13 protein-coding genes are annotated in these 15,471 nt (G+C 62.8%); 11 read left to right on the forward strand and 2 right to left on the reverse strand.

The window, feature by feature from the left end; all coding sequences use genetic code 11:
* The first annotated feature begins 2 nt into the window (after positions 1–2).
* From HPY67_00910 to HPY67_00920, 3 genes are read left to right on the forward strand one after another with little or no spacing between them, the layout of a single operon-like run.
* Complete coding sequence (locus HPY67_00910; protein ID NPV03285.1) at positions 3–494, forward strand: HIT domain-containing protein; 492 nt, start codon at positions 3–5, stop codon at positions 492–494.
* Positions 491–808 (forward strand): LapA family protein, encoded by a 318-nt coding sequence (locus HPY67_00915; protein ID NPV03286.1) that lies wholly within the window; start codon positions 491–493, stop codon positions 806–808. The genes HPY67_00910 and HPY67_00915 overlap by 4 nt, the downstream gene beginning before the upstream one ends.
* Positions 809–839: 31 nt before the next feature.
* Positions 840–1,352, forward strand: a complete 513-nt coding sequence (locus HPY67_00920; GenBank protein ID NPV03287.1) for a hypothetical protein — start codon at positions 840–842, stop codon at positions 1,350–1,352.
* A 71-nt stretch (positions 1,353–1,423) separates the two neighbouring features.
* Here HPY67_00920 and HPY67_00925 read toward each other — a convergent pair whose 3' ends face one another.
* Positions 1,424–1,909: a MogA/MoaB family molybdenum cofactor biosynthesis protein gene (locus HPY67_00925; GenBank protein NPV03288.1), complete on the reverse strand. Its 486-nt coding sequence runs from the start codon at positions 1,907–1,909 to the stop codon at positions 1,424–1,426.
* A complete protein-coding gene (fusA, locus tag HPY67_00930) occupies positions 1,909–3,996 on the reverse strand; it encodes an elongation factor G (GenBank protein ID NPV03289.1) in 2,088 nt (695 codons plus the stop codon). Before fusA ends, HPY67_00925 begins: the two co-directional genes overlap by 1 nt.
* A gap of 206 nt (positions 3,997–4,202) precedes the next feature.
* Between fusA and HPY67_00935 the strand changes: the two genes are divergently transcribed.
* The 8 genes from HPY67_00935 (at position 4,203) to HPY67_00970 (ending at position 15,468) form a co-directional block, all read left to right on the forward strand.
* Positions 4,203–5,672, forward strand: a complete 1,470-nt coding sequence (locus HPY67_00935) for an acetyl-CoA carboxylase biotin carboxylase subunit (protein ID NPV03290.1) — start codon at positions 4,203–4,205, stop codon at positions 5,670–5,672.
* A gap of 132 nt (positions 5,673–5,804) precedes the next feature.
* Entirely contained in the window at positions 5,805–7,796 is a 1,992-nt protein-coding gene (locus HPY67_00940) for a biotin/lipoyl-binding protein (protein NPV03291.1), read from the forward strand.
* Positions 7,797–8,077: 281 nt separating this feature from the next.
* The gene (locus HPY67_00945) at positions 8,078–8,995 is read left to right on the forward strand and encodes a peptidoglycan DD-metalloendopeptidase family protein (GenBank protein NPV03292.1); all 918 of its coding nucleotides are present in this window, start codon (positions 8,078–8,080) and stop codon (positions 8,993–8,995) included.
* Positions 8,996–9,071: 76 nt separating this feature from the next.
* A complete protein-coding gene (secA, locus tag HPY67_00950; GenBank protein NPV03293.1) occupies positions 9,072–11,594 on the forward strand; it encodes a preprotein translocase subunit SecA in 2,523 nt (840 codons plus the stop codon).
* A 209-nt stretch (positions 11,595–11,803) separates the two neighbouring features.
* A complete protein-coding gene (gene argJ / locus HPY67_00955) occupies positions 11,804–12,997 on the forward strand; it encodes a bifunctional glutamate N-acetyltransferase/amino-acid acetyltransferase ArgJ (GenBank protein ID NPV03294.1) in 1,194 nt (397 codons plus the stop codon).
* 232 nt (positions 12,998–13,229) lie between these two features.
* Complete coding sequence (gene rpsB / locus HPY67_00960) at positions 13,230–14,036, forward strand: 30S ribosomal protein S2 (GenBank protein NPV03295.1); 807 nt, start codon at positions 13,230–13,232, stop codon at positions 14,034–14,036.
* Between the two features lie 45 nt (positions 14,037–14,081).
* Positions 14,082–14,699 carry a translation elongation factor Ts gene (gene tsf, locus HPY67_00965; GenBank protein ID NPV03296.1) on the forward strand — a complete coding sequence of 206 codons (618 nt, stop codon included), beginning with the start codon at positions 14,082–14,084 and terminating at the stop codon, positions 14,697–14,699.
* A gap of 43 nt (positions 14,700–14,742) precedes the next feature.
* Positions 14,743–15,468, forward strand: coding sequence for a UMP kinase (locus HPY67_00970; GenBank protein ID NPV03297.1), 726 nt, complete (start codon positions 14,743–14,745; stop codon positions 15,466–15,468).
* Positions 15,469–15,471: the final 3 nt, after the last annotated feature.

Here is a 15,471-nt window from a genome sequence, read left to right on the forward strand (position 1 = left end):
CCATGAAGAGCATCTACGCGCCGTGGCGAATGGAGTACATCAGGGGGAAGAAAGTGGAAGGGTGCATTTTCTGCAGGGATTCCATCCGCGACAGCGAATTCGTGCTCTTTGACGGCCGGCACGCCTTCATCATCATGAACCGTTATCCCTACATCACGGGCCATCTCATGGTGGCGCCCCACCGGCACCTCCACAACATCGAGGACCTGACGCTGGAGGAGCACTGCGAGATGTTCAAGCTCACGGCCCGGTGCGTCCGGGTGCTGAAGGAGGCGCTGAACCCCCAGGGGTTCAACCTGGGCATGAACCTGGGCCGTGCGGCAGGCGCAGGCGTGGAGGATCACCTGCACATGCACATCGTCCCCCGGTGGATCGGGGACACGAACGCCCTGTCCGTTTTCGGCGAGGTTCGGGTCATCTCCGAGGATCTCATGAAAACGAAGGAAACGCTCTTGCCGCATTTCCGGAAATACGAGGAGGGGATCCAGCCATGAGGTTTGTCTACCTGATCGTCATCCTGGCCTTCGCCTTTTTCTTCGTCACCTTCGCCTTCGAGAACCCCTACAGCATCTCGCTGAAATACTACGGTTACCTCTACGCGGAGGTCCCCCTCTACCTCATCGTCTTCGGCGCGTTCCTCACCGGTGTCTTCGTGGCGGCGCTGCTGGGCGCAATCGACAGGCTCCGCATGACGCTGCGGATGAACAAGCTCTACCGGAAGATCGACGAACTCGAGCAGAAGAACCTCTCGCTCATGCGCGGCGCATCCTATCAGCCGCCCCCGCCCCAGGCCACGGGCATGATGTGACCGAACCCTTGTCCCGCGATGCAGGGCCGCCATGAAGTTCCTTGCCGACCCTTCCCTGGGCCGTCTTGCGAAGTGGCTGAGAATAATCGGCTGCGACGCGGCATACTGGCGGGGAGAGGCCGGCCGTCCCTTCCTGCTGGCAGCGCAGCGCGAGGGCAGGGTCGTCCTGACGCGTCGCAAGGACATCATCGGCCGGCAGCACCCCGGTGCCGTCCTCTTCGTGGAGAGCGACAGGGTGGAGGACCAGCTCGTCGAGGTCATCGGGAAACTGGGCCTCGCGCCCGACCCCGCGAGCTTCTTCACGGTGTGCCTCGAATGCAACGTCCCCCTGCAGCGGGTGCGGCCGGACGAGATCCGCGACCGCGTTCCCGGGTACGTGTACCGGACACAGAGGGAATTCAGGCTCTGCCCGGCATGCGGGAGGGTCTACTGGCCCGGCACGCACCGGGAGCGGGCCGTGGGGTCACTCCGCAGGATTCTCGGATTGAATGCCGACAGCTCTACCGGCAGGAATGGATCAGAGGGTAAGAGGGTAAGAGGGTAAGAGGGTAAGAGGGTAAGAGGGTAAGAGGGAGAGGATGTCCAACCTTTTCGACCTCTCACCTTCCACGTTTCTCATGATGCGCAGTCAGCCGGGTCCCCCTTGATCTTCTCGATGGCGTGCTTAAGGGCGGGGAGGACGACGGCGAGGTTTTCACGCACTCCCTTGGGGCTGCCGGGCAGGTTGACGATGAGGGTTGTCCCGCGGATGCCGGCCACGGCCCTCGAGATCATGGCGTGGGGGGTCTTCATCATGCTCTCCCGGCGCATGGCCTCTGCCATGCCGGGAATCTCCCGGTCGATGATCGCCAGGGTCGCGTCGGGTGTGACGTCCCGGGGGCTCACGCCCGTGCCTCCCGTCGTGACGACCAGGTCGAGCTTGCGGACATCGGCGAACTCGACGAGCTTTGCCGCGATGAGGTCCGCCTCGTCGGGCACGACCTCGCTGTGCACCGTCTCGATCCCGATTTCCCGGAGCATCCGGGCCGCCTCCGGACCGCTCAGGTCCTCGCGCTCCCCGCGGGACCCCTTGTCGCTCAGGGTGAGAACGCCCGCCCGGATCAACCCTTCTCTTCCTTCTCTTTGCGCGCGGCGGCGATGACCTTCTCGGCGATCATGGGCGGCACCTCCTCGTAGTGGGAGTGGGTGTACGTGAAGGTCCCGCGGCCGCTCGTGATGGATCGCAGGTCCGGGGCGTATCGGAGGATCTCGGCCAGCGGCACCTGCCCCTTGATGACCTGGTTGTGGCCCTTGGGCTCCATGCCGATGACCCGGCCGCGCCGGGAGTTCAAATCACCGATGACGTCGCCCATGTACTCTTCGGGGATCTCGATGTCGATGTTGACGATGGGCTCGAGCAGGGTCGGGTTGCACTGCTCCACGCCCTTCTTGAAGCCCATGGACCCCGCGATCTTGAAGGCCATTTCCGACGAGTCGACGGTGTGGAAGGACCCGTCGAAGAGGGAGACCCTCACGTCCACGACGGGGTAGCCCGCCAGCACCCCTTCGAGCATCGCCTCGACGATGCCCTTCTCGACGGCGGGGATGAAGTTCCGGGGGATCGCGCCGCCGACGATCTTGTCGACGAACTCGAACCCGCCGCCCCGGGGCAGCGGCTCGATCTCGAGCCACGTGTCGCCGAACTGGCCTCGCCCGCCGGACTGTTTCTTGTAGCGTCCCTGGACGGTCGTCTTGCCCTTGATGGTCTCCTTGTAGGGGACCTTGGGGGTCGTCAGGGTGACGTCGACGCCGAACTTCCGCTTCATCTTCTCGACGGCGATCTCGATGTGGACCTGCCCCATCCCCGAGAGGATGATCTCGCGGGTCTGCTCGTCTCGGCGGAAATTCAGCGTGGGGTCCTCCTCCACGAGGCGGTTGAGGCCCGACATGATCTTCTCCTCGTCGCCCTTGGACTTGGGCTGGACGGCGAAGGAGATGATGGCGGGCATCGGCTGGACCTTCTCGTACTGGATGGGGTTTTTCTCGTCCGTCATCGTGTCGCCCGTGAAGGTTTCCTTGAGCTTCGACACGGCGGCGATGTCGCCGGGGATGACGATCTCCGCGGGACGCTGGATCTTCCCGTCGAGATGGAAGATGTTGCCGAACCGCTCCGTCGTCTTGCGGGTCGGGTTGAAGAAGGTGCCGTCGGAGCTTGCCGTCCCGGAGTAGACCCGGAAGAGTGTCAGGCGGCCCGCAAAGGGATCGGAGATGGTCTTGAAAACAAAGGCGGAAAAGGGCGCCTTCTCGTCGGGGCTGCGTTTCTCCTCGGCGCCCGTAGCGGGGTTGATCCCCTTTGCGTCCCCGCGGTCGAGAGGCGAGGGGAGGGCGGCCGCGATGAGGTCCATGAGGGGCGCGATCCCGATGTTGCGCACGGCAACACCGCAGACCACGGGGAACAGGGAGCCGGAGACAACCCCCTTCCGGAGGCCCGTCCTGAGTTCCTCGGCGCTGAGCTCCCCGCTCTCGAGGTATTTGTCCATGAGCGCCTCGTCGCACTCGGCGATGTCCTCGGTCATGGCCTCGCGGTACTTCTTCGCCTCGTCGGCCAACTCGGCGGGGATGTCACCCGCCTTCACCTTCCCCTTGGCCTCGTCGAAGGAGAGGGCCTTCATCTGCATCAGGTCGATGACGCCCTTGAACTTGTCCTCGGCGCCGATGGGGATGAACAGGGGGGTGCCCTTCTTGCCCAGTTTCTGCCGGATGCTCTCCAGGGCCTTCGCGAAGTCGGCTCTCTCCCGGTCCATCTTGTTGATGAAAATGAGGCGGGGCAGGGCGTACTCGTCGGCGGCCTCCCAGACCTTTTCGGTCTGGAACTCCACCCCGCCCACGGCGTCGATCACGACGAGGGCGGCGTCGGCCACGCGGAGGCAGCTTCGGGTGTCCATGGCAAAGTTGGCGTCGCCGGGGGTGTCCATGATGTTGATGCGGTGCTTGTCCCAGTCGACGAAGGCGACGGCGGCGCTGATGGAGATGCGGCGCTTCTGTTCCTCCGGCTCCCAGTCCATGATAGACGTACCGTCGTCGACGCGGCCCAGGCGGTCCGTTTTTCCGGCGACGAAGAGCATGGATTCGGCGATCGACGTCTTCCCGGTGCCGCCGTGACCCACGATTGCGACATTGCGAATGGATTTCGTATCGTGCTTTGCCATAGGAGCTCCTTTCCCGCCAGCACTCGACAATCGATATCCGCACCGTTTAGCCCAACGGATGTTTCAAAGTCAAGACAATTTTGGGAAAAACGCCATTAAGACCTTGACAGCAATTCGGTCTGCCCGTATAAGCAAAAATCGCACGAAAATCAGATGCGCATGTCGTGGTCGGAAAAGAAGCCCCGAACCCGACAAGAAGGGACCCGATGGCAGCGAGCAAGACGAAGGAAAGACGCATCAGCAAGATCCTGATCGCCAACCGCGGCGAGATCGCCCTGCGGATCATCCGCACGGCCATGGAGATGGGCCTCAAGACCGTGGCGGTCTACGAGAAGCCGGACAGCGAGGCCTACTTCATCCGGCTGGCCGACGAGGCCATCCTCATCGGCAACGGTCCCCGCAGGGATTATCTCGACATCGAGAAGCATATCTGGGCGGCCAAGAAGAGCGGCGCCGACGCCATTCACCCGGGCTACGGCTTTTTGGCGGAAAACGCGGACTTCTCTGCGGCCTGCGAGAAAGCGGGAATCACCTTCATCGGCCCGCCGCCCGCGGTGATCCGGGACCTGGGCAACAAGGTCGTGGCCCGTCAGATCATGGAAAAGGCGGGCATCCCCTTTGTCCCCGGAACGGGAACGCTGGCACCCGGGGAGGAAGGGGTCAGGCAGGCCATCGCGTTCGGCAAGAAGGCGGGATACCCGATCATGCTCAAGGCCTCCCTCGGCGGAGGCGGTCGGGGGATCCGGAGGGTCGAGAACGAGTCGGACCTGCTCATGCAGCTCCCCGTGGCGCGGACCGAGGCCAAGAGCGCCTTCAACGACGACAGCATCTACGTGGAGAAGTGCATCGAGGCGCCCCGCCACGTGGAGGTCCAGATCCTGGCCGACACGCACGGCAACGTCATCCACCTGGGCACGCGCGACTGCTCGATCCAGCGCCGGCACCAGAAACTCCTCGAGATCGCCCCGGCGGACCTGCCGAAGGACGTCCTGGAGAGGATGTACGAGGCGGCCATCGCCGCGGCGAAGGGCTCGAACTACGTCAACGCCGGGACGGTCGAGTTCCTGGTGGACTCGAAGACGAACGACTTCTGGTTCATGGAGGTCAACACGCGCCTGCAGGTGGAGCACACCGTGACGGAGGAACTGACGGGCGTGGACATCGTCCGGCAGCAGATCCGGATCGCCCGCGGGGAGGCGATCGACATCCCCGCGGAGCGCGTGCACATGATGGGAAAGGCGGTCCAGGTCCGGATCAACGCGGAGGACCCCAAGAACAACTTCATGCCCGAGGGCGGCAAGACCGTCGAGGTCTACCAGTCCCCGGGAGGCCCAGGGATCCGGCTCGACGGGATCGTCTACCAGGGCTACAAGATCCCCACGGAGTACGATTCGCTCATGGTGAAACTCACCTGCCGCGGATACGACTGGAACGAGACGATCGACCGGCTCAAGAGGGCCCTGCTGGGCTTCAACATCGTGGGGCCGAAGACGACGATCCCCTTCTACCTGGCGATCTGCGACGAGCCGGACTTCCGCTCCGGCCGTTTCGACACAAGCTACCTCGAAACGCACCCGGAAATCTTCGATTACCCGGAGACGGAACGGGAGGTGGCAAAGCTCGCGAAGCTGATCGCCGAGATCCACGTGAAGAAGATCAACCCGTACGCGTACTGAATCGGCACAAGGCAACGGGCGTAAGGCACAGGAAAGAAAAGAGGAAAGAGTCTCCTCTCGCCTGAAGCCGTAAGCCTCTCGCCGCAACGTTGGAAGCATCGGATCAGCAGAAAGAGGAACGAAGAAGAGACCATGGCGAAAAAGTCAACGCACCCGATCGACGAGAGAATCACACCCCGGGAGCTCAAGGAGCACGGGGTCCGATACGTACTGGACAAGATCCGACGGTCGAAGGGCTACTTCATGACGAACACGGAGAGGGACCTCTCCCAGTCGGACTTCAAGAACCGGGTCCTGCCCCACACGCAGATGCTCGTGGCCGAGGAGCGCAATGCCTGCGGCTACTTCTCCATCGAGATCTCCGGCGGGGCCTCGATCCACGTGGACATGCTCCGCAAGCAGGTCAACCCCTTCGAGAAGCTGCGGGTGCTCAAGTCCATGATGCCCGACACCCTGTTCCAGACGCTGGTGCGGGGAATCAATCTCTTCGGCTACCGGCCCTACCCGGACAACGTCGTGCGCCTGACCATCCAGCACTTCGCCGAGGTGATCGACGTGTTCCGCGTCTTCGACTTCCTCAATTACGTGCGGAACATGATCCCCGTCTTCGAGGAGGTGAAGCGCGCCGGCCGGATCCTGGAGCCCGCCATCTGCTTTTCCACGGGCCCCGAGCACACGGACGCCTACTACGTGAAGAAGGTGGGCGAGATCCTCGATGTGACCGGCGAGGATATCATCCTGTGCATCAAGAACCACGGGGGGCTTGGGACGCAGAAGCGGATCGGGGACCTCGTGAAGGCCATCCTCGACAGGTTCCCGGGACTGCTGATCCACTACCACGGGCACAACACAGACGGCAACGACATCGGGCGGACCGTCGAGGCCGTCCGCAACGGGGCGAAGATCGTCAACGGCGGCGATCATGCCTTCACGGGTTTCTACGGGCCCCCGCCGCTTCTGACCATCATCGAGACCCTCGAGGACTACGGGTACCCCTGCGTCGGGATCAACAAGCAGGCCGTCATCGACACCTCGAACAAGCTGAGGCCCGAGCGCGAGTATTACAAGGACTTCGAGTCGCAGTTTCTCGGCTTCGACCCCACCGTCCAGATCCACAAGCTGCCGGGCGGGGCCACGGGATCGAGTTTCGAACAGGCCGTCAAGGGCAACTTCCTGCACCTCATGCCGGAGATCCTCCAGCACGAGCTCCCCAAGGTGCAGGTCGAGCTCGGCAACTGGTGGAGCGTGACGCCGGGCTCCCAGATCCTCTGGACCACGGCGGTCAACAACGTCCTGAAGCGCGCGCGCTACAAGGACGCCAACGACGACCTCAAGAACCTCATGCTGGGCCGCTACGGCGAGCTACCCTTCTACAAGCCCGCCGACTGGATCTACGAGGCCGTCTTCGGCCCGAACTGGAAGAAGATCGTCGAGCGTGACTACGGCTACCAGAAAATCGAGGACATCGATCTGGCCATCGAGAAACGCGTTCTGGAAAAGAGGCTCGAACGCAAGGCCTCGGAGGAGGAGCTGGTCCTCTATCTCCAGCATCCCAACGACGCGGTGAGCTTTTTCAAGTTCGAGGAAAAATACGGCAAGGTATGGGTCCTGCCGCCGAAAGTCTGGTTCAAGAAGGGCGGGTTCAACCTCGGGGACTCCATCGAGTTTGCCGATGCCTACGGAAAGCTGCACTCCATCGTCATCGGGCCCCAGCGCAGGACGTCGAGCGGTGATGCGGTGACCTATCTCGTCATCGACCATCACCCCGAGCCCATCCTGACGGAGCTCGAGCCGGAAGGCGCCAAGGCAGAGGCCAGGAAGGTGACCCTGACGGCCAAGGAGATCGAGGCCCTGGCCAAGGACGGCGATATCCGCTCGCCGATCAAGGGGACCGTCAACGAGGTCCCCGTCTCCGAGGGCGACGAGGTATCCGCCGGTCAGGTTCTCATTGTGCTCGAGGCCATGAAGATGCTCAACAACGTCGTGTCGGCCATCAACGGCAAGGTCCAGGAAATCCTGAAGAACCCCGGGGACCCGGTCGAGGTGGGCGACCCGCTGCTCGTCGTCAAGAAAGCCCCCGAAGGCGAGATGGGGAGCCACGGCGCCCGCCGGGATAAGGGCTGAAAACTGACCTTGAGTTATCAACAACCTGTTGTATTTGTTTCATTTATCCGAAAAACGGCACTTTCGGCTTGACAGGCTGTTCTTTTGAAGGTATGAAGGACCCCTGCGCGCGATCCGGCCGGCCTGCGGTTCGGGATGCGACAGGTTTGCGACGCGCTGATTTGGGGGATGTGAAAGGTCCCTCGGCATCACGCGAGTTCTTTCTTCCCATATTTGTAGGGGAAAAGCGGAGAGGCGTTTCGATCCGGTTTTCGAGTACAAAGAAAGGATGAGGATGAGCAATGCCGAAGCATTTTTACACCCTCTTAATCATTCCGCATAAGAAGAAAGACTCCGTCAAGAAGTTCCTCGCCACGCCTCGTCATTTCCGCCTCGCAACGGCCGTTTCGGCGGTCCTGTTCTTTTTCCTCGGCTACTGCGCAGTCGATTACCTGACGATCAAGCTGGAACAGTGGGAACTTGCCAATCTGCGGCAGCTCACATCGACCCAGCAGGAGCAGATAGACACCCTGCAGGAGAAGGTTTCCTTCTTCGAGCGGAAACTCGCGGAACTCAAGCAGGTGGACGAAAAGATCCGCGCCATGGCGAGCGAGGTGACCGGGAAGTCCCGCAAGCAGACGAAAGATCAGGCGGCTGCATCCCGCGAACAGCTCCTCGGGGTCGGAGGGCCGATGCCGGCAGGGGAGGCCGGGGCCGACAAGCTGACGAACCTCAACCGCCACATGGACCGCCTGCTCGAGGACGCCGCGGCACGGGAGCGGAGTCTCGCCGAGCTGCAGGAGTTTCTACGTGCCCAAAGGTCCATAGCGGCGGTGACGCCCTCGACATGGCCTGTCACCGGTTGGGTGACCTCAGAATTCGGTCCCAGGACCAACCCCTTCGGCAGCAGGCGGGAGTTTCACACGGGAATCGACATCGCAACCAAGCTCGGCGCCCCCATACAGGCCCCGGCAGACGGGATCGTGACCAGCGTGGAGAAGAGGCCCGACCTGGGCCTGCTCATCCAGATCGAGCACGGAAGGGGCATCTCGACCCTCTATGCCCACCTCTTCCGCGCCGCGGTGAGCAAGGGGCAGGTGGTCAGGCGGGGCGAGGTCATCGGGTACGTGGGCAACTCGGGCCGCAGCACCGGCGCACACCTGCACTATTCCGTGAGCCTCAACGGCGTCTACGTAAACCCCAGGAAGTATCTGCGCTGATTCCCTTTTGGAAAAAAATAGGGTATATTCTCGGAAAATCCGGTAAGGACTTACCGGGTTTTTTTTAGGCGGAGTTATGCTGCAATTCTTCCAGAAACTCTTCGGAACCAAGAACGAACGGGAGCTGAAGCGCATCGCGCCCCTCGTGGACGAGATCAACCGCTTCGAGGAGGACATTCGGCCGCTGAGCGACGAGCAGCTGAAGGCGAAGACGGCCGAGTTCAAGCGAAGGCTCGCGGACGGTCAAACCCTCGACGACATTCTGACGGAGGCCTTTGCCGTCGTGCGGGAGGCCGCACGGCGCACTGTCGGGATGCGGCCCTTCGACGTCCAGCTCATCGGGGGCATCGTGCTGCACGAGGGCAAGATCGCCGAGATGAAAACGGGGGAGGGCAAGACGCTCGCGGCGACCATGCCCCTGTACCTCAACGCCCTGACCGGCAGGGGCTGTCACCTCGTCACGGTGAACGACTACCTGGCAAGGCGCGACGCGGCGTGGATGGGCCCCATTTACAACTTCCTGGGCCTCTCCGTCGGGGTCATCGTCCACGGCCTCACCGACGAGGAGCGGCGCCGGGCCTACGCGTCGGACATCACCTACGGGACGAACAACGAGTTCGGGTTCGACTACCTCCGCGACAACATGAAATTCGCCCTCGAGGACTACGTCCAGAGGGATTTCCACTATGCCATCGTCGACGAGGTCGACAGCATCCTCATCGACGAGGCGAGGACCCCGCTCATCATCTCGGGCCCCTCCGAGGAGTCGACGGACAAATACTACCGCATCAACCAGATCATCCCGGGGCTCCGGCGCGAGAAGGACTTCACGGTCGACGAGAAGGCGCGCACCGTCGTCCTGACCGAGGAGGGCGTGGCGAGGGTGGAGAAGGCCCTGAAGGTCCAGAACCTCTACGACCCGCGCAACATCGAGCTGCTGCACCACGTCAACCAGGCCCTCAAGGCGCACACCCTGTTCAAGCGGGACGTGGACTACGTCGTGAAAAACGGCGAGGTGATCATCGTCGACGAGTTCACGGGCCGCCTCATGCCCGGCCGCCGATACAGCGAGGGCCTCCACCAGGCCCTCGAGGCCAAGGAAGGCGTCAAGATCGAACGGGAGAACCAGACGCTGGCCTCGGTCACGTTCCAGAACTTCTTCCGGATGTACGAAAAGCTCGCGGGCATGACGGGGACGGCCGACACGGAGGCGGCCGAGTTCAAGGAGATCTACAACCTCGAGGTCGTGGTGATCCCCACGAACATGCCGATGATCCGGACCGACTACCCGGACGTGATCTACCGGACGGAGCGCGAGAAGTTCGAGGCCGTCATCGAGGAGATCAAGGAGCTGCACAGGCAGGGCCGGCCGGTTCTCGTCGGGACCATCTCCATCGAGAAATCCGAAAAACTGAGCGCCATGCTCTCCCGGCAGGGGGTGAAGCACCATGTCCTCAACGCGAAGCATCATGAGCGGGAGGCGGAGATCATCGCGCAGGCGGGGCAGCGCGGCGCCGTGACGATCTCGACGAACATGGCGGGACGCGGCACCGACATCAAGCTCGGAGAGGGGGTTGCCCAGCTCGGCGGCCTGCACATCCTCGGCACGGAGCGACACGAGAGCCGCCGGATCGACAACCAGCTTCGCGGCCGGTCGGGACGGCAGGGCGACGCGGGCTCGTCGCGGTTTTACCTGTCCATGGAGGACGACCTGCTTCGGATCTTCGGCGGCGAGCGCATGAGTGCGATCATGGACAGGATCGGGATGGAGGAAGGCCAGCCGATCGAGTCGAATCTGCTGACCCGGCAGATCGAGGCCGCCCAGAGGAGGGTGGAGGCCCACAACTTCGATATCCGCAAGCACCTCCTCGAGTACGACAACGTGATGAACGTGCAGCGCGAGGCCATCTACGAGCAGCGCAAGGCCGTCCTGAAGGGCGAGGACCCCTGGGGCATGCTCGAGGAGATGCTCGACGAGGTCGTCGAGACCACCGTCGCCGAGTACGTCGACGAGAAGCAGCACCCTGAAGAGTGGAACCTCAAGGGCCTCGACGACATCCTCTACCAGCTCTTTTCGCTCAGGCTCCGCTTCAGCGAGGCGGGCCGCGAAACAGGCGGTCCGGAGCAGATCCGGGAGGAGATCCGCCGTGCGGTCCTGGAGCACCTGCGCCGGAAAGAGGCCGCTTTCGGCAAGCCCCTCTGGGATTACCTGATGAAGGTGATCATGCTGCAGTCCATCGACACCTTCTGGAAGGATCACCTGCTGGGGATGGATCACCTCCGGGAGGGCATCGGCCTGCGGGGCTACGGCCAGAAGGACCCCGTCCGGGAGTACCAGAAGGAAGGCTACGAGATGTACCTGGAGATGCTGTACCGCATCCGCCAGGACACCCTGCAGAAGCTCTCGCTCGTGCAGATCCAGCGGGAGGAGGAGGTCGAGGGGCTTCGGGACCGGACGCAGCGCGACGTGGTCATGACGCACGGCACGGCGGGGGCCCCGGTGAAGCAGGTACGAAAAGAGGCGGCGCAAAAGGTCGGCCGCAACGACCCGTGCCCCTGCGGCAGCGGGAAGAAGTACAAGAAGTGCTGCGGGAAGTGATGTCGGCCATGCCTTATACCCATCGCGCGATTGAGCGTTTTCGACAGGTCTACATCTCGCTTCACTGCAGACGCAAAAACTCGCCCTTCGGGCTCAAACAGTTTGCGCTGCGGACGTTCCGCTTCGATTAGACCTGTTACCGAAAAAACTCAAACTCGCGCTCCGAGTAAAGGGCATGGCCTCCAGCATGGAAGAAGGGTGGAACGAGAATGAGTGAACAGAGATTCGAGGTTCCCGGGTTCCAGGCCAGCGGGATCGCGGCCGGGATCAAGGAGGAGGGCCGGAAGGACCTGGCCCTGCTGTACTCCGAGGTGCCGGCAAAGGCGGCAGGCATCTTCACGACGAACGTCTTCAAGGCCGCCCCGGTGCTGCTGGACATCGAGCGCATCAAGAGCGGCTCCGCGAGGGCCGTCATCGTCAACAGCGGCAATGCCAACGCCGCCACCGGGGAAGAAGGCTATCAGGATGCCGTGAAGATGGCCCGCTACTGCGCCGGGGCTCTCTCGATCGACGAGTCCCAGGTCCTCGTGGCCTCCACGGGGGTCATCGGCCGAAAGCTCCCCATCGACAAGGTCGCGGGAAGCGTGAGCAGGCTCGTCAAGGGGCTCTCCCCCGGGGGAATCCCCGCGGCGGCCGAGGCCATCATGACGACGGATCGATACCCGAAGATCCAGTACCGCGAGGGGACCGTCGGCGGAAGCGATGTCTGCGTCTGCGGGATCGCCAAGGGTGCCGGCATGATCGAGCCCGGGATGGCGACGCTGCTGTCCTTCGTCCTGACCGACGCCGACGTCGACGACGCGGCCCTGAAGCGGGCGCTCCGGGAAGCGGCCGACCGAAGCTTCAACGCCATCAGCGTCGACGGGTGCATGAGCACCAACGACACGGTCCTCCTTCTGGCCAACGGCCTGGCCGGAAACCGCAGGATCCGAACATCGACGCGGGACTACGCCGTGTTCTCGGACATGCTCACGGATGTGATGACGGAGCTGGCCAAGATGATCGTCCGCGACGGCGAGGGGGCGACGAAGCTCATCGAGATCGTCGTCGAGGGGGCGAAAACGGCGGGGGACGCAAAGACGATCGCCTACCAGATCGCCCGCTCCAACCTGGTCAAGACGGCGTTTTACGGGGGCGACCCGAACTGGGGGCGCATCATCTCCGCCGCGGGTGCGGCGGGGGTCGCGCTCGACCCCAACGCCGTGGAGCTGACCTTCGACGGCCTGCCGCTGTTCCGGCAGGGCCAGGGCGTCGCGGGCCGGCTGCAGGAACTCGCGGAGTTGATGAAGAAGGACCACATCCGGGTGGTCCTGAAGCTCGGCCAGGGAGAGAAGGGCTTCCGGGTGTACAGCTCCGACCTGACCCTCGACTACGTCAGGATCAACGCGCACTACACGACATAAAAACAGGCAAAAGGCGAACGGCGAAAGGCACAAGGGACCCGGAAGAACCGTCTTCGTCCTTGCCGATTGCCCTTGGCCATTCGGCATTTTTTATTTGCCAAATATTTTTGATTGTGATAACTAAACCCGTTCTATCACTCACACCCTCGGACCGGCGGGCCTGTTGCTCTTCGCGAGAAGAGTTTCCCGCCGGGTTGAAGGGGTGGAGGAATCAAACAGGAAGGAGAACCCCATGTCCACCGTATCGATGAAGCTGCTGCTCGAGTCCGGCGTCCACTTCGGTCACCAGACCAACAAGTGGAACCCCAAGATGAAACCCTACATTTTCGGCGCCCGCAACGGGATTTACATCATCGACCTCCAGCAGACGGTCGAGATGTTCAAGGGAGCCTACGCGTTCGTGGTCAACACCGTTGCCGACGGCGGCGAGATCCTCTTCGTGGGCACGAAGAAGCAGGCCCAGGAATCGATCCGCGAGGAAGCCGAACGCTGCGGAATGCCCTACGTGAACTACCGCTGGCTGGGCGGCATGCTCACCAATTTCGCAACCATCAAGAAGCGGATCGACCGGCTGAACGAGCTCGACGCGATGTTCAGCAACGAGTCCGTGAACGTGTTCCCCAAGAAGGAGATCCTTCTTTACCAGAAGGAACGGGAGAAGCTCGACCGGGTGCTGGGCGGGATCCGCCGGATGAAGGGCGCCCCGGCGGCCATCTTCGTCGTCGACCCGAAGAAGGAGGACATTGCCGTCCACGAGGCCCGCAAGCTCGGGATCCCCGTCGTGGCCATCGTGGACACCAACTGCGACCCCGACGTGGTGGATTACATCATCCCCGGCAACGACGACGCCATCCGGGCGATCAAGCTCTTCGCGGCGCGGATCGCCGATGCCGTCCTGGAGGGCAAGCAGAAATTCGAGGAGAAGATCCAGGCGCAGAACGACAAGACGCCGGCTCCCGAGGCAAAGGCGGAGGAGGCGGTCGAGACCGACGTGCCCGAAAGCGTCGAGTTCAAGGGCGCGGAGCAGCCCGCAAGCTGAAACCGAAACGAAGACACACCCCGATGACGAGGAGGTACAGGACCATTGGAAATCGCAGCGGATCTCGTAAAAGAGCTGAGAGTGAAAACGGGCGCCGGCATCATGGACTGCAAGGAGGCCCTGAAGGCATCGAACGGCAATTTCGACAAGGCGGTCGATTTTCTCCGTGAGAAGGGCCTCTCGGCCGCAACGAAGAAGTCGTCCCGCGCCACGAAGGACGGCCTGATCACGTCCTACATCCACATGGGCGGAAAGGTCGGTGTCATGATCGAGGTGAACTGCGAGACGGACTTCGTCGCCAAGACGGAAAACTTCAAGAACCTCACCCGTGACCTTGCGATGCACGTCGCCGCCATGAACCCGCTCTACGTCAGGCCCGAGGATGTGCCCGAGACCGTGCTGCAGAGGGAGAAGGACATCTACCGCAAGCAGGTCATCGCCGAGGGCAAGCCCGAAAAGATCGCCGACAAGATCGTCGAGGGGAAGCTCAAGAAGTTCTACGAGGAAGTCTGCCTCATGAAGCAGAAGTTCATCAAGGACACGAACATGACCGTCGAGGACCTCATCAAGGCCGCGATCGCCGCGACGGGGGAAAACATCATCGTGAAGCGCTTCGTCCGCTACCAGCTGGGCGGAGACGAGGCGGCGGACAACGCGCTGTAAGGCGACCCCTTCCGCGCGCCCTTCGGGCGGGGACTTCGGCATCATGGCGGCGAGAGGCGAGGCTGCATACAAGAGGGTGCTCCTGAAGCTGAGCGGCGAGGCGCTCATGGGAGGGCGGTCCTTCGGCATCGACCCGGCGGTCGTCAGGAACATCGCCGGCGAGATCCGGGATGCGGTCCGGATGGGCGTCGAAATGGGGGTTGTGATCGGCGGCGGCAACATCTTCCGCGGCGTCGAGGGCAGCGCCCGGGGGATGGAGCGAACCCAGGCCGATTACATGGGCATGCTCGCGACGGTGATCAACAGCCTTGCCCTGCAGAGCGTTCTCGAGAGCATGGGCGTGAAGTGCAGGGTGCAGACGGCCATCGAGATGCGCGAGGTGGCCGAGCCCTTCATCCGGCGCAGGGCCTCCCGGCACCTGGAAAAGGGCAGGGTCGTCATCTTCGCCGCCGGGACGGGCAACCCCTATTTCACAACGGATACGGCGGCGGCGCTGAGAGCCGCGGAAATCCAGGCGGACGTCATTCTCAAGGCGACCAAGGTCGACGGGGTCTACGACAAAGACCCCGTGAAGCACGCGGGCGCGAAGATGTACAAAACCATCAGCTACACCGAGGCGCTGGCAAGAGACCTCCGGGTCATGGACGCGACCGCCATATCCCTCTGCAGGGAGAACGGGATCCCGATCCGGGTCTTCAACATCGCGAAGAGGGGCAACATCAAGTCCGTGATCTGCGGCAAATCCGTCGGAACCACCGTGGGAGGGTGACAT

It is taken from the genome of Syntrophaceae bacterium (assembly GCA_013177795.1).
Lineage (GTDB): Bacteria > Desulfobacterota > Syntrophia > Syntrophales > UBA2192 > UBA2192.

Excerpts from the sequence above, each read along its gene's own strand:
- HPY67_00910 (NPV03285.1), top strand. The coding sequence starts at position 3 with ATGAAGAGCATCTACGCGCCGTGGCGAATGGAGTACATCAGGGGGAAG.
- HPY67_00915 (NPV03286.1), top strand. The coding sequence starts at position 491 with ATGAGGTTTGTCTACCTGATCGTCATCCTGGCCTTCGCCTTTTTCTTC.
- HPY67_00920 (NPV03287.1), top strand. The coding sequence starts at position 840 with ATGAAGTTCCTTGCCGACCCTTCCCTGGGCCGTCTTGCGAAGTGGCTG.
- fusA (NPV03289.1), bottom strand. The coding sequence starts at position 3,996 with ATGGCAAAGCACGATACGAAATCCATTCGCAATGTCGCAATCGTGGGT.
- HPY67_00935 (NPV03290.1), top strand. The coding sequence starts at position 4,203 with ATGGCAGCGAGCAAGACGAAGGAAAGACGCATCAGCAAGATCCTGATC.
- HPY67_00940 (NPV03291.1), top strand. The coding sequence starts at position 5,805 with ATGGCGAAAAAGTCAACGCACCCGATCGACGAGAGAATCACACCCCGG.
- HPY67_00945 (NPV03292.1), top strand. The coding sequence starts at position 8,078 with ATGCCGAAGCATTTTTACACCCTCTTAATCATTCCGCATAAGAAGAAA.
- secA (NPV03293.1), top strand. The coding sequence starts at position 9,072 with ATGCTGCAATTCTTCCAGAAACTCTTCGGAACCAAGAACGAACGGGAG.
- argJ (NPV03294.1), top strand. The coding sequence starts at position 11,804 with ATGAGTGAACAGAGATTCGAGGTTCCCGGGTTCCAGGCCAGCGGGATC.
- rpsB (NPV03295.1), top strand. The coding sequence starts at position 13,230 with ATGTCCACCGTATCGATGAAGCTGCTGCTCGAGTCCGGCGTCCACTTC.
- HPY67_00970 (NPV03297.1), top strand. The coding sequence starts at position 14,743 with ATGGCGGCGAGAGGCGAGGCTGCATACAAGAGGGTGCTCCTGAAGCTG.